Genomic DNA, 21,480 nt, shown 5'->3' on the forward strand with positions numbered 1-21,480 from the left:
GGGTCGAACGAGCGACCCGCCCGATCTCCTACTTGTACCGGTCGAACCAGGCCAGGATCGCCTGCGCCTTGGCGGCCGACTGCGAAGGCCGCGCGGCCAGGCCCCCGTGCGAGGCGCCGGGCACCCGGACGAAGGCGGTGGGCACGCCGCGCAGGCGCAGGGCCTGGTAGTACTGCTCGGACTCGCTGACCGGGGTGCGCAGGTCCTGGTCGCCGACCACCACCAGGGTTGGGGTCTTCACATTGCCGACCAGCGACAGCGGCGAGCGCGCCCAATAGCCCTGCGGGTCCTCCCACGGCATCTTCCCGAACCAGTAGGCGGCCATGAAGTTGGCGCCGTCGACGGTCAGCACCTGGCTGGTCCAGTTGATCACCGGCTTTTGGGTGGCCGCCGCGCGGAAGCGGTCGGTCTTGCCGACGATCCAGGCGGTCAGCAGCCCGCCGCCCGAACCGCCGGTCACATAGAGCCGCTTTGGATCGACGAAGCCCTTGGCGATCCCAGCGTCGACCACGCTCATCAGGTCGTCGTAATCGTGGCTGGGATAGGTCTTGTCGATCTCGTTGGCGAACGCGGCCCCGTAAGAGGTCGAACCGCGAGGATTGGAATAGACCACCACATAGCCGGCCGCCGCATAGAGCTGGTTGTCGGTCGAGAAGGTCGGGCCGTAGGCCGAGAACGGGCCGCCGTGGATCTCCAGGATCAGCGGATACTTTTTCGACGGGTCGAAGTTCGGCGGGGTGACGATCCAGGCGTCGATCGGCTTCTGGTCATAGGACGACGTCACCGCCAGCTTCTCGACCCTGCCCATGGTCTTGCCGGCGAAGAGGTCGGCGTTGAGCGAGGTCAGCCGCCGCACCTTGCCCCCGCTCGTCACGGCCAGCTCGACCGGCCGGTCGGGCGCGCCCTGCGTGAACGCCACCGCGCCGTCGCCCGCGACCGAGAAGGATCCGCCGGTGTAGGGGCGGTCGAGCTGCCCCGCTCCCAGGCCCTCGGCCAGCGGGCGGATCGCGCCGTCCAGCCCCACCCGCGCCAGCTTGGTCGCGCCGTGATCGTCGTACGACACCACCAGCGCCTTGCCGTCGCGCGTCCATTCGGCGGCGTCGATGCTGCGGTCCAGGTTCGCGGTCAGCGAGCGCGCGCCCTGCCCGTCCGGCCCCATGACATAGAGCTGCACGTTCTCGTAGCTGCGGCGCTTGTCGTCATAGCCGAGATAGGCGATCAGCCGCCCGTCCGGCGAGGCCTTGGGCGCGGCGTCCGGCCCGACCCGGCGGGTCAGCTGGGTCAGGGCGCCGTCGGTCGCCGAGACCTTGTAGATCTCGCTCTCGTTGGGATTGGCCTCCCAGTCGGCGTTGCGGTTGGCCGAGAACAGCACCGCGCGGCCATCGCGGGTCCAGGCCAGCGGGCCGTTGGCGTCGAACTTGCCGAAGGTCAGCTGGCGCGGCGTCCCGCCGTCGGCCGAGACCACGAACACCTGCGAGAAGCCGGGCTTCAGCTCGCCGTCGCCGTCCGCGCGCCAGGTCATGCGGCTCTCGACCTTCAGCGGCGCGGCCCACTTGGCGCCTTCGGGCGCAGCCAGCGGCGCGCCGAGCCGGGCCGGCTCGTCCGGAGTCAGCATCAGGATCGCCAGCGACTTGCCGTCCGGCGACCAGGCCAGGTCCCCCGGCGCCTGCTCCAGCACCGCAACCTGGGCCGAGCGGCCGCTGGCCATCCAGCGCACATGGATCTGTGCGCCGTCTGGGCCCGAGACCACATAGGCCAGTCGCTGGCCGTCCGGCGACCAGCGCGGGCGGCTGTTCGACCGTTCGTCGGCGACCAGCGGGCTCTGCGCTCCGGTCTTCGGATCGACCAGCCAGATCGAGCGCCGCCCGCGGTCGGTCATGATGTCGTTGGCGACCCGCACATAGGCGATGGCGCCGCCATCCGGACGAAACTGCGGGTCGGAGGCGTATTCCAGGCCGAACAGGTCGCGCGGGACCAAGGTGCGCGACGGCCCCTCGGCGACCTGGGCGAAGGCGGGCGGAGCCGCAGCGGCGGACAGCACGGCGCAGGCCGCCAGAATCGGACGAATCGAACGCATCGAGAGCGGTTCCCGAAAAACCGCTCCAGCGCGGCGCAACCATAGAAGGAAGTTGCGCCGCTCTTGTCCAGTCAGGGTGGATCCGCCTCAGCAGCGCGGCGATCGCGCAAACCCTCTGCGCGGGATCGGCCCGCAAGACAGGCATCGAAGTATATTTAACAAGCTATACCATTACACAATAAGTACATATTCACGTGTTTGCAGAATTCGAATTTCCCCATATAGGCGAATTCAGGCGTCACCGAGAACGCCGTTATTAATACTAATGGCGGACAGAGCCCCCGACTGACCGCATGGGAGAAAGCCAATGCCGCGTCACGGCGTCTATCCGCACGATATCGTCCCACCTCGCTCCAAATACTTCGACTCCGGCCGCTTCGGCCGCATGTTCGGCGATCTGCCGCCCTTCGCCTCGGACACTCCGGAGATCCGCGCCGCCCTGCTGGAGATCGGCAAGGTCGGCGGCGTCATGGACGCCAAGGACAAGCTGTCCGAAGGTCCGATCAAGCTGATCACCGACCCGCCGCTCTCGGCTAAGAACCCCAACAACCCGACCCTGACCGCAGGCTTCACCTTCCTCGGCCAGTTCATCGACCACGACATCACCTCGGACCCGACCTCCAGCCTGGAGCGGCAGGCCGATCCCGAGCAGATCTCCAATTTCCGCACGCCCAGCCTTGGGCTCGACAACGTCTATGGCGCCGGTCCCGGCGGCAGTCCGCACCTCTACGACCAGAGCCCCGCCGGCCAGGGGATCAAGTTCCTGCTGGAACAGACCGGCACGCCCGGCAAGTTCGACGTGCCGCGCAACAGCCAGGGCGTGGCCCTGATCGGCGACCCGCGCGACGACGAGAACCTGATCATCTGCCAGCTCCAGGTCGCCTTCCTGAAGTTCCACAACGCCGTGGTCGACCATGTGAAGGCCAAGCTCGGGCTCACCCGTCCGGACGCCATCTTCGCCGAGGCACAGCGGATCGTGCGCTGGCACTATCAGTGGATCGTCGTGCACGAGTTCCTGAAGAAGACCTGCGGGGCGGCGATCGTCGACGACGTGCTGACCGGCGGCCGCAAGCACTACAAGTGGAACAACGAGCCCTACATCCCGGTCGAGTTCTCGGTCGCGGCCTACCGGTTCGGCCACAGCCAGGTGCGACCGTCCTATCGGGCGAACTTCACCGGCAATCCGGGCAGCCAGCCGTTCTTCGGCATGATCTTCACGCCGACGCCCTCGAACCCGCTCGACCCTGACGATCTCTCGGGCGGCTGCCGGGCGGCGCGGCGGTTCGTCGACTGGCCGACCTTCTTCGACTTCGGCGACGGCCAGGTGCGGCCAAACAAGAAGATCGACACCACCCTGTCGACCGCCCTCTTCAAGCTGCCGGGCTCGGTGGTCGCCAACCCCGACGCCCAAACCAACCCCTCGTCCCTGGCCCAGCGCAACCTGCTGCGTCACCTGACCTTCTCGCTGCCCTCGGGGCAGAAGGTGGCCAAGGCCATGGGACTGACGCCGCTCTCCAAGGGCGACCTTTCCGACCTGAAGCCGCACGGCCTCGACGACCGCACTCCGCTCTGGTTCTACATCCTGCGCGAAGCCCAGGTGGTCGAGAACGGCGAGCGCCTGGGCCCGGTCGGCGGGCGCATCGTCACCGAGGTGTTCCTCGGCCTGCTGGAGGGCGATCGCGGCTCGTACCTGTCGCAGGAGCCGGAATGGCAGCCGACCCTGCCGACGGTCGACCCGTCGAAACAGGGCGACGACTTCAGCATGATCGACCTGCTGCGGTTCGCCGGCGTGGCGTAAACCTCAAAGGGGCGGTCGGCATGGCCGCCCCTACGGCTGTCATCCCGGTTTCGGCGCAGCCGAAGACCGGGACCCCTTCGCGCTTGGGTCTGAAGAATGGGGCGCGGCCCCGCCGCATGCCGATCCATCCGGTGTACATGGGTCCCGGTCTTGCTTCGCAAACCGGGATGACACGCAGCTTCCGGCGCCGCTCCCTATTCCTGGCCGAAGCGTTCGCCCAGATAGACGCGGCGCACTTCGGGATCGTCGACGATCTGGTCGGGCGTGCCCTCGAACAGCACCTCGCCCGCATGGATGATCGAGGCGCGGTCGATGATGTCGAGGGTCTCACGGACGTTGTGGTCTGTGATCAGGATGCCGATGCCGCGGCCCTTCAGGTAGGTGATCACCTCGCGGATGTCGGCGATGGCCAGCGGGTCGATGCCCGCGAAGGGTTCGTCCAGCAGCATGAACGACGGCTCGCTGGCCAGGGCGCGCGCGATCTCGACGCGTCGCCGCTCGCCGCCCGACAGCGAGATGGCCGGCGAGTTGCGCAGATGCTCGATGCGCAGTTCCTGCAGCAGCTCGGTCACGGTCTGCTTGGCCCGGGCCTGGCTGCGCTCGCGCAGCTCGACCACCGCCATCACGTTCTCCTCCACGGTCATGGCGCGGAAGATCGAGGTTTCCTGCGGCAGGTAGCCGACGCCCATGCGGGCGCGCTGGTACATCGGCTGGCGGGTGATGTTCTCGCCGTCCAGGTAGATCGAGCCGTAGTCGGCGGGGATCAGGCCGGTGATCATGTAGAAGCAGGTGGTCTTGCCCGCCCCGTTGGGGCCGAGCAGGCCGGCGACCTCGCCCCGCGCCAGGCGCAGGGAGACGCCCTTCACCACCGGGCGCTTGCGGAACGACTTGCCGATATTGTCGACGACCAGCCCGTCGAGCGGCAACGTCTCGGTCGTCTCGGAACGGTCCGGCTTCAAGGGAACCCCTAGCGCCGCGAGGCGGTCTGGCCCGCCTGCTGGTTCGGATAGATCACCGCGCGCGGCCGCGCCTTGCCGGGGCCCTTGGCGCCCGATTCCATCTGCGCGTCGCCGGTGTTGGAATTGACCACCAGGCGCGAGCCGCGGATCACGTTCTGGCCCGACACCGCGACCACGTCGCCGGTGATGACGATGCGCTCGGCGCTGACGTCATAGACCGCGTTGTCGCCGCGAACCTTCTGCTGGGGCGTCACGTAATAGACGTTGCCGATCGCCTCCATGCGGTCCAGCGCGCCGCAGGCGGCCTGGCCGCCCGGCTTGCCCGCGCCCTTCTTCGAGAAGGTCTTGATCACGTCGGCGCGCAGCCGCGTACGGTCCTGCAGCGCCTCGGCCGAGCCGCTCCAGATCGACATGCACTGGTTGTTGACCACCTCCAGCGCGTCGGCGGTGATGTCGACCGGGGCGTCGGAGCTGCCCGCGATCTGCGCCGCGGCCGGTCCGGCCAGGGCCAGCGTCAAGGCCGCGACGGCCGCCAGCTTCGTCATTTCAAGCCCGCTCATGCTCATGAAGCCCATCTGGGAAGCCCGGTCGAAAAGGTCGAGTGCGAAAGTCCAAGTAGAAAGCTCTACCTCGAATCAATGCGCCCGCGCACCCCGCCCTTGAAGACGAGCCGCTCGCCCTTGTCGTACACGCCATAGGACTTCGCGGTGATTTCGCCAAGCGACGACGAGCCGGAGATCTCGCCCTGGCCCTCCAGTTCGCCGGTGGCGGTGTTGAAGATCGACGAGAGCGTGTCGAAGGTCGTGTCCTGGCCGCTCATGGTCACGCCGCCGTCCAGGTTCAGCACCCGCCGGTCCTCGCGATAGACGCCGGACTTGGCGGTGACGCGGGTCGGGTTGATCCCCTCGGCGTCCAGGATCAGCGCCGGCTTGTCCAGCAGCACGCGCTGATAGTCGTTCTCGTCGCGCACCGCCGTGGCGGCGGTCAGCACGAAGGCGCGGCCCTTGTCGTCCTTGCCCACGAACCGAGGGTTCACCAGCTGGATCGGCGCGTCGGCCTCCCGCGGCGCAGCGTCGCGGCCCAGGAAGGTGGTGTGCAGGATGAAGCCGGCCATGGTCGCCAGAATCAGGCCGATCAGCGACGGCAGGATCACCCGCAGACGGCGGATCATCCGCGAGCGGCGGCGCCAGCGCTCGAAGTCCCGCCCGTGCGGTGGCGCTGGAGCGGCGACGGCGGCCAGGCTCATGACCGCCTCAGGAATGCGCGAAGATGTCGACCTCTTCCCAGCCCCGCACGTCCAGCAGGGCGCGGTGCGGAAGGAAGTCGAAACAGGCGCGGGCCAGGCCGTCACGGCCCTCGCGCACGAGCATGGCGTCCAGCTTGGCGCGCAGGGCGTGCAGATGCAGCACGTCCGAGGCCGCATAGGCGATCTGGTCGTCCGACAGCTTGGCCGCGCCCCAGTCCGAGCTCTGCTGGGCCTTGGACATGTCCACGCCGAGCAGTTCGCGGCTGACGTCCTTCAGGCCGTGGCGGTCCGTATAGGTCCGCGCCAGCTTGGAGGCGATCTTGGTGCAGTAGACCGGAGCCGTCATCACCCCCAGATGGAGGTGGAACATGGCGATATCAAAGCGGCCGAAGTGAAAAATCTTCAGGATCTTCGGATCGGTCAGCACGCGCTTCAGGTTCGGCGCGTCGTAGGTCGAGCGATCCAGCTGCACCAGATGCGCATCGCCCTTGCCGTCCGAGAGCTGCACCACGCAGAGCGGATCGCGCCCGAGGGCCAGGCCCATGGTCTCCGAATCGACCGCGACCGCGTCAGCGTCCGCGAAGAGGCCGTCGGGAAGATCGCCGATATGCAGGAAATTGGCCAAGGGCCTCGCGCTCCGAACTCGTTTTTACGCCTCCATATCGGAGGGAAGGAATGGTGCCCAGGAGAGGACTCGAACCTCCACGACCTTTCGGCCACTGGCACCTGAAGCCAGCGCGTCTACCAATTCCGCCACCTGGGCCCGTTCCCTTCGGATCGGGAGGGCGCTCTTTAGGGCGCCGAAATGCGTCGGTCAACGCCCTCTATGACAGATATTCGAGTCACGTTGCGGCGGCGGGCGGCTTCGTCTATCCGAGCGGCTGCAAACCCTTTGTTTTTCTTCACGGGCGGACGGCATGCAGGATCTGGTCACGGTCTTCGGCGGATCGGGCTTCATCGGAACCCAGATTGTGCGGGCGCTGGCCAAGCAGGGCCTGCGCATCCGCGTGGCGGTCCGCCAGCCGCATCTGGCCCACACCATGCGCCTGATGGGCGACGTGGGCCAGGTCGAGGTGGTCCAGGCCAATATCCGCGACGAGGCCTCGGTCCGCCGCGCCCTGAAGGGCGCCCAGGCCTGCGTCAACGCCGCCGGCATCCATCATGAGACCGGCCGCCAGAAGTTCGTCGGCGTCCATGTCGAGGGCGCGGCCAACGTCGCCCGCGTGGCGCGCGAGCTGGGCGTCGCCCGGCTGGTGCTGATCTCCGGCATCGGCGCCGACGCGCCGGACGCCGACGGCTATGTCGGCTCAAAGAGCCGCGCCGAGCGGGTCACGCGCGAGGCTTTCCCCGACGCGACCATCCTGCGCCCGTCCGTGGTCTTCGGCCAGGGCGACAAGATCCTCAACAACTTCGCCGAGATGGCGGTGTTCAGCCCGGTCCTGCCGCTGATCGGCGCCGAGACCAGGCTCCAGCCTGTGTTCGTCGGCGACCTCGGCCGCGCGGCGGCCAACGCCGTGCTCGATCCGGAAGCGGCCGGCCGCACCTACGAGCTGGGCGGGCCGGGCGTCTACACCATGCGCGAGATCCTGGAATACGTGATCGCCCAGACCGGCCGCCGCCGTTCGCTGGTCGCCCTGCCGTTCCCGGTGGCCGGCCTCATCGCCAAGCTCTGTGCGCCCATCGGCCTGCTGACGCCCATCGCCCCGCCGATCACCCCGGGTCAGGTCGAGGTGCTGAAGCGCGACAACGTCGCCAATCCCGAACTCCCCGGCCTGGCCGACCTGGGGATCGCCGCCCCGACGACGCTGGAGGCGGTCGGCCCGACCTACCTCTACCGCTTCCGCAAGGGCGGCCAGTTCGCCGACCAGGCCCTCACCGCGGCCTGAGGCGCCGCCGGTCCTGCGCGTGTCGTCCCGGTTTCGGCGCAGCCGAAGACCGGGACCCATTCGCGTTTGAGTCTGAAGAATGAGATGGGGCCGAGCCGCGTCCGCCCCATCCGGCGCTAGTGGATCCCGGTCTTGCTTCGCAAACCGGGATGACATCTGAGGCGCAGCGAACGAGGCCCCGGCCCGTTCGCGTTTCGCGCCCCTAGTGGCCCATGTACAGCACGCCCAGCCCGACCAGGCCGGCGGCGATGCGCCACCAGCCGTAGGGCGCCAGGCCGAAGCGGTTGATGAAGTCGAGCATGGTCTTCACGACCACCAGGCCCGACACGAAGCTGACCACGAACCCGATCGCGATGATCCCCAGGTTGTCCGAGGTCAGCACGTCCTTGTTCTCCCAGAAATCGAGGACGAAGGCGCCGACCATGGTCGGGATGGCCATGAAGAACGAGAACTCCGCCGCCGCCCGCCGGTCCACCCCGATCAGCACCCCGCCGACGATGGTCGCGCCCGAGCGCGAGACGCCCGGCACCATGGCCAGGCACTGGAATATCCCCATGCCCAGGGCGCGCTTCCACGACATCTGCATGGCGTCGTCCTCCTTCGGCGCCGGCGCCCAGCGGTCGATGACCAGCAGGACGATCCCGCCCAGGATCAGCATCACGCAGATCAGGCCGATGCTCTCGAACAGCACGGTCTTGATGAAGTCATGGGCCAGGAAGGCGATCCCCATCGAGGGGATGATCGACAGGATCACGCTGGCCGCGAACCACCGCGCCTTCGGATCGCTGGGCAGGCGGATGAACATCCCCCAGAGCCGCTGGAAGTAGAGCACCACCACCGCCAGGATCGCGCCCAGCTGGATCATCACGCTGAAGGTGTCCCAAAAGCCGCTGGGCAGGCCGAGCAGCTTCTTGGCCAGCAGCAGGTGGCCTGTCGACGAGACCGGAATGAACTCCGTCAAGCCTTCGATCAGGCCGAGGATGACGGCTGCGATCCAGTCCGACACGGGCGACTCCATGGGATGAGATTGAGGGATCAAGGGCGATGAACAGGGTAAATTTCCAGTTCATCCATTTTTAGGACTATATTTTGCGATAGCTTCGCAAACTGGCGCGGCAAAAAGACGGGACGGATTCATTTAGTCTTATAAATTGACCATCAACTTTCAGCCTCTCGCTTTCGCCGCTACAGGAGTCCCCGCCTGACACTCGGGTGTGGAGGATTTGCGGCCATGGCCGAGCGGATGCTGAAGTTCACGACGGTCGAACGGACCACGCCGGCGAAGCGTGGGGCCGAGACCCGTTCCGGCGACTTCCACGAGATCTACGCCGACTTCATCGACGCCAAGGCGGCCGAGCAGGCCTCGCGCTGCTCGCAATGCGGCATCCCGTTCTGTCAGACCCATTGCCCGCTGCACAACAACATCCCCGACTGGCTGCGGATGACCGCCGAGGGCCGGCTGCAGGAGGCCTACGCCCTCTCCCAGGCGACCAACTCGATGCCCGAGATCTGCGGCCGCATCTGCCCGCAGGACCGGCTGTGCGAGGGATCCTGCACCATCGAGCAGTCGGGCCACGGCACCGTCACCATCGGCGCGGTCGAGCGCTACCTGACCGACAAGGCCTGGGAGGAAGGCTGGGTGGAGCCGCTGCGCGCGGCCCCCGACCTAGGCGCCTCGGTGGGGATCGTCGGCGCCGGTCCGGCCGGCCTGGCCGCCGCCGAGCGCCTGCGCGAAGCGGGGTACGCCGTCACCGTCTACGACCGCCACGACCGGGCCGGCGGCCTGCTGATCTACGGCATCCCCGGCTTCAAGCTGGAAAAGGACGTCGTCGAGCGCCGCACCGCGCGCCTGGCCGAGGGCGGGGTCGAGTTCAAGCTCGGCTTCGAGGTCGGCCGCGACGCCAGCCTCGCCGACCTGCGCGCCCGCCACGACAGCGTGCTGATCGCCACAGGCGTCTATGCGGCGCGCGAGCTGGTCGCCCCCGGCTCCGGCTCGGCCGGGGTCACGCCGGCGCTCGACTACCTGATCGCCTCCAACCGCATCGGCCTGGGCGACAGCGTCCCGGCCTATGACAGCGGCGAGCTGAACGCCGCCGGCCGCGACGTCGTGGTGGTCGGCGGCGGCGACACCGCCATGGACTGCGTGCGCACCGCCGTCCGCCAGGGCGCGAAGTCCGTCACCTGCCTCTATCGCCGCGACCGCGCCAACATGCCGGGCTCGGTGCGCGAGGTCGCCCATGCCGAGGAAGAAGGCGTGGTGTTCGAATGGCTGGCCGCGCCCCGCGCGGTGCTGGGCGAGGCCGGGGCCGCTGACGGCCTGCGCGCGGCCCGCATGCGGCTCGGCCCGGCCGACGCCTCCGGCCGCCAGGCGCCCGAAGAGGTCGAAGGCGGCGACTTCGACCTGCCCGCCGATCTGGTCATCAAGGCCCTCGGCTTCGACCCGGAAGACCTGCCGACCCTGTTCGGCGCGCCGGATCTGGCCGTCACCCGCTGGGGCACGCTGAAGGCCGACTTCCGCACCCAGCAGACCAGCCTCGAAGGCGTCTTCGCCGCCGGCGACATCGTCCGCGGCGCCTCGCTGGTGGTCTGGGCCATCCGCGACGGCCGCGACGCCGCCGACGCCATCCACCAATACCTCTCGCAGCGCACGCTGCTGGCCGCGGAGTGAACTCGATGAGCGACCAACACTTTCCCGCTCATCCTGGCGCAAGCCGGGATCAAAACGGCCTCGAAACCACGCACGCCATGCCGACCCAGACCTCGGCTTGGGCCCCGGCTTTCGCCGGGGTGAGCGACGAGTTGGACCGCTATGCGGCCAATCGCGCCGCCCTCACCGCCGCCCACGCCTATTCCCCGGCCGACGAGCGCGACGCCTGCGGCGTGGGGCTGGTCTGCGCGGTCGACGGCAAGCCGCGCCGCGAGGTGGTCGAGCTCGCCATCACCGCGCTCAAGAGCGTCTGGCATCGCGGCGCGGTCGACGCCGACGGCAAGACCGGCGACGGGGCCGGCGTGCTGCTGAGCGTGCCCCAGGACTTCTTCGCCGATCAGGTGGCCCGGATCGGCCACACCCTGCGTCCCGGCCCGATCGCCGTCGGCCAGGTGTTCCTGCCGCGCAACGACCTCGGGAACCAGGAAGCGGCCCGCACCATCGTCGAGGCCGAGGCCCTCCGCTTCGGCTTCTACATCTACGGCTGGCGCCAGGTGCCGGTCGACACCTCTGTGATCGGCGAGAAGGCCAACGCCACCCGCCCCGAGATCGAGCAGATCATGCTCTCCCCGCCCGCCGGCCTGACCGGCGAGGCGCTGGAGCGCGCGCTCTTCCTCTGCCGCAAGCGGATAGAAAAGCGCGTCGCCGCCGCCGGCATCCAGCACTTCTACCTGTGCTCGTTCTCGGCCCGGCAGCTGATCTACAAGGGCATGTTCCTGGCCCAGCACATCGACGAGTTCTATCCCGACCTGCGGGACGAGCGCTTCGCCGCCGCCGTGGCGATCTTCCACCAGCGCTATTCGACCAACACCTTCCCGGAATGGCGCCTGGCCCAGCCCTTCCGGATGCTCGCCCACAACGGCGAGATCAACACCAAGAAGGGCAACGTCAACTGGATGAAGTCGCACGAGATCCGGATGGCGGCCGACGCCTTCGGCGAGATGGGCGACGACGTGAAGCCGGTCATCCAGGACCCGCACGGCTCGGACTCCATGGCCCTCGACAACACCTTCGAGGTGCTGGTCCGCGCCGGCCGCGACGCGCCCATGGCCAAGGCCCTCTTGATCCCCGAGGCCTGGAACGCCCGCTCGGACGAGCAGATCAAGCCGGCGCACAAGGCGCTCTACGCCTATTGCAACGCGGTGATGGAGCCGTGGGACGGCCCGGCCGCCGTCTGCGCCAGCGACGGGCGCTGGGTGGTGGCCGGCAAGGACCGCAACGGCCTGCGCCCGCTGCGCGTGGCCTATACCGACGACGGCCTTCTGATCATGGGCTCGGAAGCCGGCATGTGTCGCGTCGACGAGGCCCGGATCGTCAAGAAGAGCCACATCGCGCCCGGCCGCATGCTGGCCGTCGACCTCGCCGAAGGCCGGCTCTATGGCGAGGACGAGATCATCGACCACCTCGCCCAGCGCCACCCCTACGACCAGTGGCTCGGCAACATGGTCGATCTCGAGCGCGAGATCGGCGAAGGCCCCGAGCCGCGCGCCTATTCCCGCGAGGAGCTGGTCCGCCGCCAGGTCGCCGCCGGCCTCAGCCTGGAAGATCTCGAGCTGATCCTCGCCCCCATGATCGAGGACGGCAAGGAAGCCGTCGGCTCGATGGGCGACGACACCCCGCTCGCCGTGCTCTCGGAAGAGTACCGGCCGCTGTCGCATTTCTTCCGCCAGAACTTCAGCCAGGTGACCAACCCGCCGATCGACTCGCTGCGCGAGACCTCGGTGATGAGCCTGAAGACGAGGTTCAAGAACCTCGGCAACATCCTGGCCCAGGACGAGGCCCAGACCGACGTGTTCGTGCTGGAGAGCCCGGTGCTCACCACCGGCATGTACCAGCGCGTCATCGGGGTGATCGGCGAGAAGAACGTCGCGACCATCGACTGCACCATGCCGATCCCGGCGGCCGAGAGCCGCCCGGGCGATGCGCTGCGCGCCAATCTCGACCGCATCCGCGCCGAGGCCGAGGACGCCGCCCTGCGCGGCTGCGCCACCATCGTCCTGACCGACGAGGGCGCGGGTCCGGATCGGGTCGCCCTGCCGATGATTCTGGCCACCGGCGGGGTGCACTCCTCGCTGGTCGCCAAGGGCCTGCGCTCGTACGTCTCGCTCATCGTCCGCTCCGCCGAGTGCCTCGACACCCATTATTTCGCGGTGCTGGTCGGGGTCGGGGCGACGGCGGTGAACGCCTACCTGGCCCAGGAAAGCTTCCAGGACCGCATGGAGCGCGGCCTGACCGGCGACCTGGCGCTGCGCCAGGTGTGCCTGAACTTCAAGCACGCCATCGAGGGCGGCCTGCTCAAGATCATCGCCAAGATGGGCATCGCGGTGATCTCGTCCTATCGCGGCGGCTACAACTTCGAAGCGCTCGGCCTCTCGCGGGCCCTGGTCGCCGAGTTCTTCCCGGGCATGCCCTCGCGCATCTCCGGCATCGGCCTGGCCGGCCTGGAAGCGAAGGCCGTCGAGCTGCACCGCAAGGCCTGGGGCGGCGCGCTCGCCCTGCCGGTCGGCGGCTTCTACAAGGCGCGCCGCTCGGGCGAGGCCCACGCCTTCGAGGCGCGGATGATCCACACGCTGCAGCGCGCCTGCGACACCGGCAGCTACGCCGCCTACAAGGCGTTCTCGGACGGCATGCGCCGGATGCCGACTATCCAGCTGCGCGACCTGCTCGACCTGCGCTCGTCCGAGCGCCCGGTCAGCCTGGACGAGGTCGAAAGCGTCAACGAGATCCGCAAGCGCTTCCTCACCCCCGGCATGAGCATGGGCGCGCTCTCACCTGAGGCGCACGGCGTGCTCAACATCGCCATGAACCGCATCGGCGCGAAGAGCGTGTCGGGCGAGGGCGGCGAGGATCCGGCCCGCTACAAGCCCCTGCCCAACGGCGACAACCCGAACTCGGCGGTCAAGCAGATCGCCTCGGGCCGCTTCGGCGTCACCGCGCAGTATCTCAACGAGTGCCGCGAGATCGAGATCAAGGTGAGCCAGGGCGCCAAGCCCGGCGAGGGCGGCCAGCTGCCCGGCTTCAAGGTCACCGAGCTGATCGCCAAGCTGCGCCACTCCACCCCCGGCGTGATGCTGATCTCGCCGCCGCCGCACCACGACATCTATTCGATCGAGGACCTGGCCCAGCTCATCTACGACCTCAAGCAGATCAACCCCGAAGCCCGCGTCTGCGTGAAGCTGGTGGCCATGACCGGCATCGGCGCCATCGCCGCGGGCGTCGCCAAGGCCAAGGCCGACGTGATCCTGATCTCGGGCAATGTCGGCGGCACCGGCGCCTCGCCCCAGACCTCGATCAAGTACGCCGGCGGGCCCTGGGAGATGGGCCTGTCGGAGGCCAACCAGGTTCTGACTCTGAACAACCTGCGCCACTCGGTGCGCCTGCGGGCGGACGGCGGCATGCGCACCGGCCGCGACGTGGTCATCGCCGCCATGCTGGGCGCCGAGGAGTTCGGAATCGGCACGGCCAGCCTGATCGCCATGGGCTGCATCATGGTCCGCCAGTGCCATTCCAACACCTGCCCGGTGGGGGTCTGCACCCAGGACGAGGCCCTGCGCGCGAAGTTCTCCGGCAGCCCGGAGAAGGTCATCAACCTCTTCACCTTCATCGCCGAGGAGGTGCGCGAGATCCTGGCGAGCCTTGGCTTCCGCAGCCTGACCGAGATCGTCGGCCGCACCGACCTCTTGCAGCAGGTCAGCCGCGGCGGCGAGCACCTCGACGACCTCGACCTCAACCCGCTGCTGGTGCGCGCCGACCCCGGCCTGCACGCCCCGTTCTGTACGGTCGAGGGCCGCAACGAGGTGCCCGACACCCTCGATGCCCAGATCGTCCGCGACGCCGCCCCGCTGCTCGAGCGCGGCGAGAAGATGCAGCTGACCTACACCGTGCGGAACACCGCCCGGGCGATCGGTGCGCGCACCTCCTCCCACATCGTGCGCAAGTTCGGCATGGACGGCCTGCCGCCCGGCCACCTGACCGTCCAGCTCAAGGGCTCGGCCGGGCAGAGCCTCGGCGCCTTCGCCGTGCAGGGCCTGCGCATCGAGCTGACCGGCGAGGCCAACGACTATGTCGGCAAGGGTCTGTCGGGCGCGACCCTGGTCATCCGCCCCTCGCCGGGCCTGGCGGCGGCCGAGTCCAACGCCATCCTCGGCAACACCGTGCTCTATGGCGCGACCAGCGGGCGGCTGTTCGCCGCGGGCCTGGCCGGCGAGCGGTTCGGGGTCCGCAACTCCGGCGCGCTCACCGTCGTCGAGGGCTGCGGCGCCAACGGCCTGGAATACATGACCGGCGGGACCGCCGTGATCCTGGGTCCGGTGGGCTTCAACTTCGCGGCCGGCATGACCGGCGGCATGGCCTACGTCCTCGACCTGCATGACCGCTTCCTGACCATGCTGAACACGGACAGCGTCGTGGTCGAGCGGATCGGAACCCGCCACTGGGAAGCCGAGCTCAAGGCCATGGTCGAGGAGCACGCCCGCGAGACCGGCTCGGCCTTCGCCGAAGGAATTCTCCGTGACTGGGACCGCCATCTGCCGAAGTTCTGGCAGGTGGTCCCCAAGGAAATGGTCCACCGCCTCGACCAGCCCCTCGCCGAGGAAGAAGCCGTGCATCACCGGGCCTGACTTCCCCTCTCCCCATTCATGAGTGTCATCCCGGCTTCCGCGGCTTCGCCGCTCCATCCGGGATGACACATTGGCCTACCCCGCCTCCACGCCCACATACCGCGCTCGCGGTCGGATCAGCGCTCCGGTCTGACCCTGTTCGATGGCGTGGGCGATCCAGCCGGCGCAGCGGGCGACGGCGAACAGGGCGAACGGCGCGTCGTCCGGCAGCCGCATCGCTCGCGACATCGCGACCAGGGCGAAGTCGACATTGGGCGCCAGGCCGGTCATGGCGCCCACCGCCCCCTGCAGCCGCGACAGCTCGGCCGGCGGCTCGAACCGCTCCAGCAGCGCCGTCGCGCGCGGATCGCCGTCCGGATAGAGGTTGTGGCCGAATCCCGGAATCGCCCGGTCCTCGGCCAGCCGCGCCTGCACCGCCGCCCGTGGGCCGATCTGCGCGGCCTCCCGCGCCAGGCTCTGGACCGCCGCGGCCGCCCCGCCGTGCCGCGGCCCCGACAGCGCCGACAGGCCCGCGAGCGCCGAGGCCGCCAGCGAGGCCCCCGTCGAGGCCGCCACCCGCGCGGCGAAGGTCGAGGCGTTCAGCTCGTGGTCGGCCAACAGCACCAGGGCCCGCCGGATCAGGTCCGCCCCGGGGCCGCCCGGCCCCTGGCCCCAGGCCAGGGCCAGCCGGTTGGCGATCGCCCCGCCGCCGACCTGACCGGCCACCGCATCGGTCAGCACGTCCAGCAGGGTGGCGGCCTCCACCGCCAGGGCCAGCGGGTTGCGGCCCCGCGCTGGCGGCTCCTCGCCCGCGCGCGCCGCCAGCGCCAGGAACGCGCGCGAGCGCATGTCGGCCCCCTGCGGCGGAGCCGGCCGGTCGGTGCGCTTCAGCGCCGCCCCGTGTCCGCCGCGCAGCAGCCGCGCCACCGCCTCCAGGGTCTCGGTGTCCGCCAGCTCCACCGCGTCCCGCCCGCGATAGAACAATCGCCCGCCCGAGACCGTGGTGATCGCCGAAGCCAGCACTGGCTCGCCCCAGGCGATGGCGCCTGCCGCCACCTCGGCCACCTTGCGGCTGCGGCGCTTGCGGTCGCTCAGGGCGGCGATGTCGGCGGCTCGGTAGAGGCTGCGCCGCGGGTCCTGCGGATCGGGCCGCACCTGCAAACGGCCGCGGCTGACATAGGCGTAGAGGGTCTGGGAGCGCACCCCCAGCCGCTCGCGCGCCTCCTCGGCGGCGATCCATTCCGGCGTTCGGGCGACGGCCTGCGGGCTCATATATTGATTATATTGATCAAGATTGACGCCTCAAGCTTGCGGGCAAATATCGCGGTGAGCAAGAGGAGTTTCCGCCATGTCCGATGGCCTTGAAGGCGTCGTCGCCGCCAACACCGTGATGTCCGAGGTCGACGGTCAGCGCGGCCTGCTGATCATCCGCGGCCATTCGCTGGACGAACTGGCCGGCCAGACCCGCTTCGAGGACCTCGCGGGAATGCTGTTCGCCGGCTTCTTCGACGATCTGCCCGCCGATCTCGCCCCGGCCCTGGGCGCGGCTCGCGCCGAGGTGTTCGGCGAGGTCGCCGCCCTCGACACCGGCCTGCTCGACCTTGGCCCGGTCGAGGCGATGCGCGCCCTGACCGCGCGCCTGGCCGACGGCGACGACCTGCCGACCGCCCTGCGACTGCTGGCCGCTCCCGCCGTCTTCACCGCCGCGGTGATCCGCGCCCAGAAGGGCCTGGCCCCCGTCGCCCCGGACCCCGCCCTGGGCCACGCCGCCGACACCCTGCGCATGCTGCACGGCCATGCTCCCGCCAAGGCCCAGGCCGACGCGCTCGACACCTATCTGGTCACGGTCAGCGACCACGGCCTCAACGCCTCGACCTTTGCAGCCCGGGTCATCGCCTCGACCCGGGCCGGCCTGACCTCGGCCGTGCTGGGTGGGATCAGCGCCTTGAAGGGCCCACTGCACGGCGGCGCGCCCGGCCCGGTGATCGAGATGCTGGACGAGATCGGCGAGCCCTCGAACGCGCGCGCCTGGATCGAGCAGGCGCTGGCCCGTGGCGATCGCCTCATGGGCTTCGGCCACCGGATCTACCGGGTCAGAGACCCGCGGGCGGACGCGCTGAAGGCCGCCGTCCGCCGCCTCGACGACGGCTCAAACGTCCGTCCCGGCCGCATCGCCTTCGCCGAGGCGGTCGAGGCCGCGGCCCTCGCCATCCTCAAGGCGCACAAGCCGGACCGGGCGCTGGACACCAATGTCGAGTTCTACACCGCGCTGCTGCTGGAGGCGCTCGACTTCCCGCCCAGCGCCTTCACCTGCGTCTTCGCCATGGGCCGGGTCGCCGGCTGGATCGCCCACGCCCGCGAACAGGTCGCCGGCGGGCGCCTGATCCGCCCGCAGTCGGTCTACATCGGCCCCGCCCCGCTCAAGGCGGCGTAGGCCGCGTTACAAGTTCCTTCCCCGCTGGGGGAGGGCTGATCGCACATGGTTGGGGCGGTTTCCTTCTCCCCTTGCGGGAGAAGGGCAGCGGCGGCGAGGCAGAGCGCGCCTGCAAACGGAAGTATCATCCCGGTTTGCGAAGCAAGACCGGGACCCATGAACACAGGATGGATCAGGATAGGGTTCGGCCGCGCCCCATTCTCACACTCACACGCGAATGGGTCCCGGTCTTCACCTGCGGCGAAACCGGGATGACGCTCCAAGAGGAGCCCTCCCCCTACCCCAGCGCCGTCCAGCTCGTCGCGTCCTGGTCCAGCAGGTTCGCGCTGGTCCTATAGAGCGAGCGCGACACGAACGCGCTCGTGGTCTGCGCCAGGGTGCGGCAGAGCTCGGCCTTCAGCCGCCGCGCCTCGACCGCCAGCGGCTCGCCCGCCGGCCCGCCGGCGATCAGGTCGATCACATGCAGGGCCAGTTGCGCCTCGCCCGCCTGCGCCAGTTCCTGCGCCCGCCCCAGCACCCTGGCCGGATCGATCGCCGACCAGACCGCCGCAGCGGCCGCCGCCTCGCTGGCCGGATGCAGGGTGGTGGGATTGCGGTCCCACCAGCCGTTCTCCTCGCGATAGAGGTCGCGCACGATGTACTCCGGCGCGCCATAGGTCGGGGCCATCCACGGCTTGTCGAAGATCGCCGGCGGATAGCTCATGTCGGCCAGGATCTCGCGCTCGTTCATCCCGGCGTTCAGCCGCCGCACCACCTCCTCCCGCAGCCAGCGCAGGGCGTCGGCCGTCGAGATCAGCCATTCGCGCACCGCCGCGCGGCCCTCGATCAGCGGCCCGAACTCGGTCAGCAGCCGCTCGGCCTCCAGGGCCGCCAGCCGCTCCAGGGTCTGCGCCCAGCGGATCGTGTAGCGCTGGGTGCGCAGCGGCGTGCCGATGTTGGGAATGGTCGTGCCCGGCGCGGCCGCGCCCGCCGCCAGCAGCCCGTTGTCGGGCAGCCACAGGGCGAGGGCGTCGTCGACCTCGGACGGGGCGTGAATCAGCTCCACCCGCCGCCCAGCCGTGGTGACCACCATCGTATCTTCGAAAGTCTCGGTCGGGTCGTGCAGGCCGAAGGTCGCGCCGATCTCCGCCACCGTGCGCCGGGCCGGGAACTGCATGGCCGCCATCCGCGCCTGCAGCTCGGCCGTCTCGCGATAGCGGGCGTAGCGGGCCGGCAGCAGCCGGTGCGCGATCCGCCGCGCCGGCGGCTCGCCGCGCTCGGCGTTGTGCGCGTCCCAGACGTCGACCGCAGCGTTGTAGCCGTTGTGGCCGTGCGAATAGACGATGGCGTGGACCGGGGCGTTCGTCCGGTCGCGCAGCTCGGCGATCATGCCGGGCGCATGGGCGTGGCCGCTGGCGTCCAGCAGCACCACCCCGTCGCCGGTCTCGATCGCCAGCGAATTGCCCTGGCCCGGCAGCACGAACAGCCCCTCGCCGACCGTTTCCCCCGCCAGCTCGCCCATCAGCACGCCCTTCGCCTTGGCCATCGCCGCCTCCTCCCTGGTTTTCGGCGATCCTAAGGATGCGGCGCTGCAGCGGCCACGCTGCGGAACAGCGCGAAGCCATAGACTGGATGCATGGGTGATCTCCTCTCCGCCCCAACCGATGTCATCCCAGTTTGCGAAGCAAGATCGGGAACCATGAACACCAGATGGGGCGGAATGAGGCGCGGTCGCGCCTCGTCCTCAACGATCAGGCGGCAATGGGTCCCGGTCTTCCGCTACGCCGAAACCGGGATGACGCACGGTTTTCGCGACCCGGACCTAAGCCGCTCCCAGCCGCGCCCCCGCCGCCTTCGCCACCTCGGCCATCGCCTTCATCTCCGGCGCCCGCCAGCGCTCGCGCGAGACCAGCATCCAGCACTCGTAGAGCCCGTCCCAGGCCAGCGGCGCGGCCTCCAGCACGCCGCGGGCGACGTCCTCGCTGAACACGAAGGCCGGCGCGACCGTCACGAAGTCCCCGGTCAGCAGCCGGTCGCGAATCAGGTCGTAGGAGTCGGTGCGGAACCCCGCCAGGTTGTCGGCCGCCGTCTCCTGCACCGGCCCGATCCAGTCGAGGAAGGCCGCGCTCGGCGGACAGGCGGCCATGCGGTGCGCCAATAGCCGCTGCGGCGTCACCGGCCCGCTCGCCAGCATCGGATGGCCGGGCCGCGCGACGGCGACGTGGGGGCTTAGCAGCACCCGGATGCGCATCAGGTCCTTGAACGGCGCGGCCGCCTCCTGGTGCACGAACACCGCGTCATAGACCCCGGCGGCCAGGTCGCTGACCAGTCGCGGGGCGTTGTCCTGGGCGGTGCGGATCGAAAGCTCCGGATAGCGCTCGGCCATGGCGGCGATGATCGGCGAGAGCAGGCCGTGCCGCGGCGCCGGCCCGACCCCGATCCGCAGCCGCCCGCGCTCGCCGTGCAGCAGCCGCTCGAAGTCGCGGTTCAGGGTCTCGACCTCGCCCAGCACCGCCTCGCCGCGGCTGGCGAGGAACCGGCCATAGGGCGTCGGCTGCGCCGCCCCGCCCTCGCGCGTGAAAAGCTCCACCCCGAGCTGCGCCTCCAGCCGGGCGATGTTCTTGCTCAAGGTCGACTGGGCGATCCCCAGCCGCCGCGCCGCGCCGCTGAAGCCGCCGAACCGGCTGATCGCCACGATCTGTTCGAGGTGCTTCAGATTCATGGCGCCGAGGCTAGGACGGGGCCGGCGCGACGATCAAGGCAGCCGCGAGTCGTTCGCGCTGGGGTTGGCGCGCGCACGCGGCTAGAACCCTGGCATGGCCGCCGCCGTCCAGCCCCGCCTCGCGCCCGCCGAGGCCGCCGCCCTGACCCGCCGCATCACGCTCGCCTCGACCTGCGTGGCCGGACTGCTGGTCGCGATCAAGGCCGCGGTCTGGGCGATCAGCGGCTCGGTCGCCCTGCTGGCCTCGGCCGCCGATTCCGGGCTCGACCTGCTGGCCTCGCTGCTGACCTTCTTCGCCGTGCGCTACGCCGCCGCGCCGCCCGACGCCGAGCACCGCTTCGGCCACGGCAAGGCCGAGGCCTTCGCCAGCCTGATGCAGGCGGGCCTGGTCTTCGCCTCGGCCGCCCTGGTCGGACGCGAGGCGATCCACAATCTTCTGGAGCCGCACGAGGTCCGCCAGGAAGGACTGGCCGTCGCAGTCATGCTGGTCTCCACCGTCATGACCGCCGGCCTGATCGCCGCCCAGGGCTATGTGCTGAAGCGCACCAGCTCGGTCGCGGTGGCCGGCGACCGCGCCCACTATGCGACCGACCTCGCCTCCAACGCCGTCGCCCTGCTCGGCATCGGCGCAACGGCCCTGATGGGCTGGAACGGCCTCGACGCCCTGGCCGCCCTGGTCGTCACGGCCCTGCTGCTGTGGGGCGCGGTCAGCGTGTTCCGCGAGGCGGCGAGCCAGCTGATGGACCGCGAACTGCCGCCGGCCGAGCGCGCCCGCATCGTCGAGCTGGTGACCGCCGATCCGTCGCTCACCGATGTGCACCAGCTGCGGACCCGAGCCTCGGGTCCGTACGTTCACATGCAGATGCACGTCGACCTCGACCCCGCCCTCTCGCTCCAGCAGGCCCACGCCGCCGTCGTCGCGGCCGAGAAACGCATCCTCGCCGAGTTCCCCAGCGCCGACATCATCATCCACCCCGACCCGCGCGGCGCGGCCGAGCCGCATGGTGGAGCCTTTGCGGAGACGCCGCTCGGTAAACGTGGCCTTAACGAGGACCTGAGAGACTAAGTCGCCTG

At 69.7% G+C, this 21,480-nt stretch carries 15 protein-coding genes and 1 tRNA gene; 6 read left to right on the forward strand and 10 right to left on the reverse strand.

Going from position 1 to position 21,480, the window contains the following annotated elements; all coding sequences use genetic code 11:
* Positions 1 to 28 precede the first annotated feature (28 nt).
* Positions 29 to 2,077, reverse strand: a complete 2,049-nt coding sequence (locus ACE3T2_RS17280; protein ID WP_374659594.1) for a prolyl oligopeptidase family serine peptidase — start codon at positions 2,075 to 2,077, stop codon at positions 29 to 31.
* A gap of 307 nt (positions 2,078 to 2,384) precedes the next feature.
* Between ACE3T2_RS17280 and ACE3T2_RS17285 the strand changes: the two genes are divergently transcribed.
* Entirely contained in the window at positions 2,385 to 3,875 is a 1,491-nt protein-coding gene (locus tag ACE3T2_RS17285) for a heme peroxidase family protein (protein ID WP_374659596.1), read from the forward strand.
* A 194-nt stretch (positions 3,876 to 4,069) separates the two neighbouring features.
* Here ACE3T2_RS17285 and lptB read toward each other — a convergent pair whose 3' ends face one another.
* From lptB to ACE3T2_RS17310, 5 genes are all read right to left on the reverse strand, one after another.
* Positions 4,070 to 4,801, reverse strand: a complete 732-nt coding sequence (gene lptB, locus ACE3T2_RS17290) for an LPS export ABC transporter ATP-binding protein (RefSeq protein WP_374659699.1) — start codon at positions 4,799 to 4,801, stop codon at positions 4,070 to 4,072.
* 41 nt (positions 4,802 to 4,842) lie between these two features.
* Positions 4,843 to 5,379, reverse strand: coding sequence for an LptA/OstA family protein (locus ACE3T2_RS17295; RefSeq protein ID WP_374659598.1), 537 nt, complete (start codon positions 5,377 to 5,379; stop codon positions 4,843 to 4,845).
* An 80-nt stretch (positions 5,380 to 5,459) separates the two neighbouring features.
* Complete coding sequence (lptC, locus tag ACE3T2_RS17300) at positions 5,460 to 6,080, reverse strand: LPS export ABC transporter periplasmic protein LptC (protein WP_374659600.1); 621 nt, start codon at positions 6,078 to 6,080, stop codon at positions 5,460 to 5,462.
* A 7-nt stretch (positions 6,081 to 6,087) separates the two neighbouring features.
* Positions 6,088 to 6,705, reverse strand: coding sequence for a ribonuclease D (locus ACE3T2_RS17305; protein ID WP_374659602.1), 618 nt, complete (start codon positions 6,703 to 6,705; stop codon positions 6,088 to 6,090).
* Between the two features lie 51 nt (positions 6,706 to 6,756).
* A tRNA-Leu gene (locus tag ACE3T2_RS17310) sits at positions 6,757 to 6,843 on the reverse strand.
* 154 nt (positions 6,844 to 6,997) lie between these two features.
* On the opposite strand from ACE3T2_RS17310, the gene ACE3T2_RS17315 reads away from it, so the two are divergent.
* Positions 6,998 to 7,966 carry a complex I NDUFA9 subunit family protein gene (locus ACE3T2_RS17315; protein ID WP_374659604.1) on the forward strand — a complete coding sequence of 323 codons (969 nt, stop codon included), beginning with the start codon at positions 6,998 to 7,000 and terminating at the stop codon, positions 7,964 to 7,966.
* A gap of 202 nt (positions 7,967 to 8,168) precedes the next feature.
* Here ACE3T2_RS17315 and ACE3T2_RS17320 read toward each other — a convergent pair whose 3' ends face one another.
* The gene (locus ACE3T2_RS17320; RefSeq protein WP_374659606.1) at positions 8,169 to 8,972 is read right to left on the reverse strand and encodes an undecaprenyl-diphosphate phosphatase; all 804 of its coding nucleotides are present in this window, start codon (positions 8,970 to 8,972) and stop codon (positions 8,169 to 8,171) included.
* 225 nt (positions 8,973 to 9,197) lie between these two features.
* On the opposite strand from ACE3T2_RS17320, the gene ACE3T2_RS17325 reads away from it, so the two are divergent.
* Positions 9,198 to 10,634 (forward strand): NAD(P)-dependent oxidoreductase, encoded by a 1,437-nt coding sequence (locus ACE3T2_RS17325; protein ID WP_374659608.1) that lies wholly within the window; start codon positions 9,198 to 9,200, stop codon positions 10,632 to 10,634.
* A 77-nt stretch (positions 10,635 to 10,711) separates the two neighbouring features.
* Positions 10,712 to 15,292, forward strand: coding sequence for a glutamate synthase large subunit (gene gltB / locus ACE3T2_RS17330; RefSeq protein ID WP_374659701.1), 4,581 nt, complete (start codon positions 10,712 to 10,714; stop codon positions 15,290 to 15,292).
* A gap of 75 nt (positions 15,293 to 15,367) precedes the next feature.
* Here gltB and ACE3T2_RS17335 read toward each other — a convergent pair whose 3' ends face one another.
* A complete protein-coding gene (locus tag ACE3T2_RS17335; RefSeq protein ID WP_374659610.1) occupies positions 15,368 to 16,543 on the reverse strand; it encodes a citrate synthase in 1,176 nt (391 codons plus the stop codon).
* Positions 16,544 to 16,619: 76 nt separating this feature from the next.
* Here ACE3T2_RS17335 and ACE3T2_RS17340 point away from each other — a divergent pair, with 76 nt between their 5' ends.
* Positions 16,620 to 17,705 (forward strand): citrate synthase/methylcitrate synthase, encoded by a 1,086-nt coding sequence (locus ACE3T2_RS17340; protein ID WP_374659612.1) that lies wholly within the window; start codon positions 16,620 to 16,622, stop codon positions 17,703 to 17,705.
* Between the two features lie 277 nt (positions 17,706 to 17,982).
* On the opposite strand, the gene ACE3T2_RS17345 is transcribed toward ACE3T2_RS17340, so the two are convergent.
* Together ACE3T2_RS17345 and ACE3T2_RS17350 are read right to left on the reverse strand one after the other, a co-directional pair.
* Positions 17,983 to 19,230 (reverse strand): alkyl sulfatase dimerization domain-containing protein, encoded by a 1,248-nt coding sequence (locus ACE3T2_RS17345; RefSeq protein WP_374659614.1) that lies wholly within the window; start codon positions 19,228 to 19,230, stop codon positions 17,983 to 17,985.
* A gap of 276 nt (positions 19,231 to 19,506) precedes the next feature.
* Positions 19,507 to 20,406 (reverse strand): LysR family transcriptional regulator, encoded by a 900-nt coding sequence (locus ACE3T2_RS17350; RefSeq protein WP_374659616.1) that lies wholly within the window; start codon positions 20,404 to 20,406, stop codon positions 19,507 to 19,509.
* A gap of 94 nt (positions 20,407 to 20,500) precedes the next feature.
* On the opposite strand from ACE3T2_RS17350, the gene ACE3T2_RS17355 reads away from it, so the two are divergent.
* A complete protein-coding gene (locus tag ACE3T2_RS17355; protein ID WP_374659618.1) occupies positions 20,501 to 21,472 on the forward strand; it encodes a cation diffusion facilitator family transporter in 972 nt (323 codons plus the stop codon).
* Positions 21,473 to 21,480 lie beyond the last annotated feature (8 nt).

The organism is Phenylobacterium sp., from assembly GCF_041919955.1.
Taxonomy (GTDB): Bacteria; Pseudomonadota; Alphaproteobacteria; order Caulobacterales; family Caulobacteraceae; genus Phenylobacterium.

Coding starts and splice junctions, on each gene's coding strand:
- ACE3T2_RS17355 (WP_374659618.1), top strand. CDS start 20,501: ATGGCCGCCGCCGTCCAGCCCCGCCTCGCGCCCGCCGAGGCCGCCGCC.
- ACE3T2_RS17350 (WP_374659616.1), bottom strand. CDS start 20,406: ATGAATCTGAAGCACCTCGAACAGATCGTGGCGATCAGCCGGTTCGGC.
- ACE3T2_RS17280 (WP_374659594.1), bottom strand. CDS start 2,077: ATGCGTTCGATTCGTCCGATTCTGGCGGCCTGCGCCGTGCTGTCCGCC.
- lptC (WP_374659600.1), bottom strand. CDS start 6,080: ATGAGCCTGGCCGCCGTCGCCGCTCCAGCGCCACCGCACGGGCGGGAC.
- ACE3T2_RS17325 (WP_374659608.1), top strand. CDS start 9,198: ATGGCCGAGCGGATGCTGAAGTTCACGACGGTCGAACGGACCACGCCG.
- ACE3T2_RS17335 (WP_374659610.1), bottom strand. CDS start 16,543: ATGAGCCCGCAGGCCGTCGCCCGAACGCCGGAATGGATCGCCGCCGAG.
- ACE3T2_RS17285 (WP_374659596.1), top strand. CDS start 2,385: ATGCCGCGTCACGGCGTCTATCCGCACGATATCGTCCCACCTCGCTCC.
- ACE3T2_RS17295 (WP_374659598.1), bottom strand. CDS start 5,379: ATGACGAAGCTGGCGGCCGTCGCGGCCTTGACGCTGGCCCTGGCCGGA.
- gltB (WP_374659701.1), top strand. CDS start 10,712: ATGCCGACCCAGACCTCGGCTTGGGCCCCGGCTTTCGCCGGGGTGAGC.
- ACE3T2_RS17315 (WP_374659604.1), top strand. CDS start 6,998: ATGCAGGATCTGGTCACGGTCTTCGGCGGATCGGGCTTCATCGGAACC.
- ACE3T2_RS17345 (WP_374659614.1), bottom strand. CDS start 19,230: ATGGCCAAGGCGAAGGGCGTGCTGATGGGCGAGCTGGCGGGGGAAACG.
- ACE3T2_RS17340 (WP_374659612.1), top strand. CDS start 16,620: ATGTCCGATGGCCTTGAAGGCGTCGTCGCCGCCAACACCGTGATGTCC.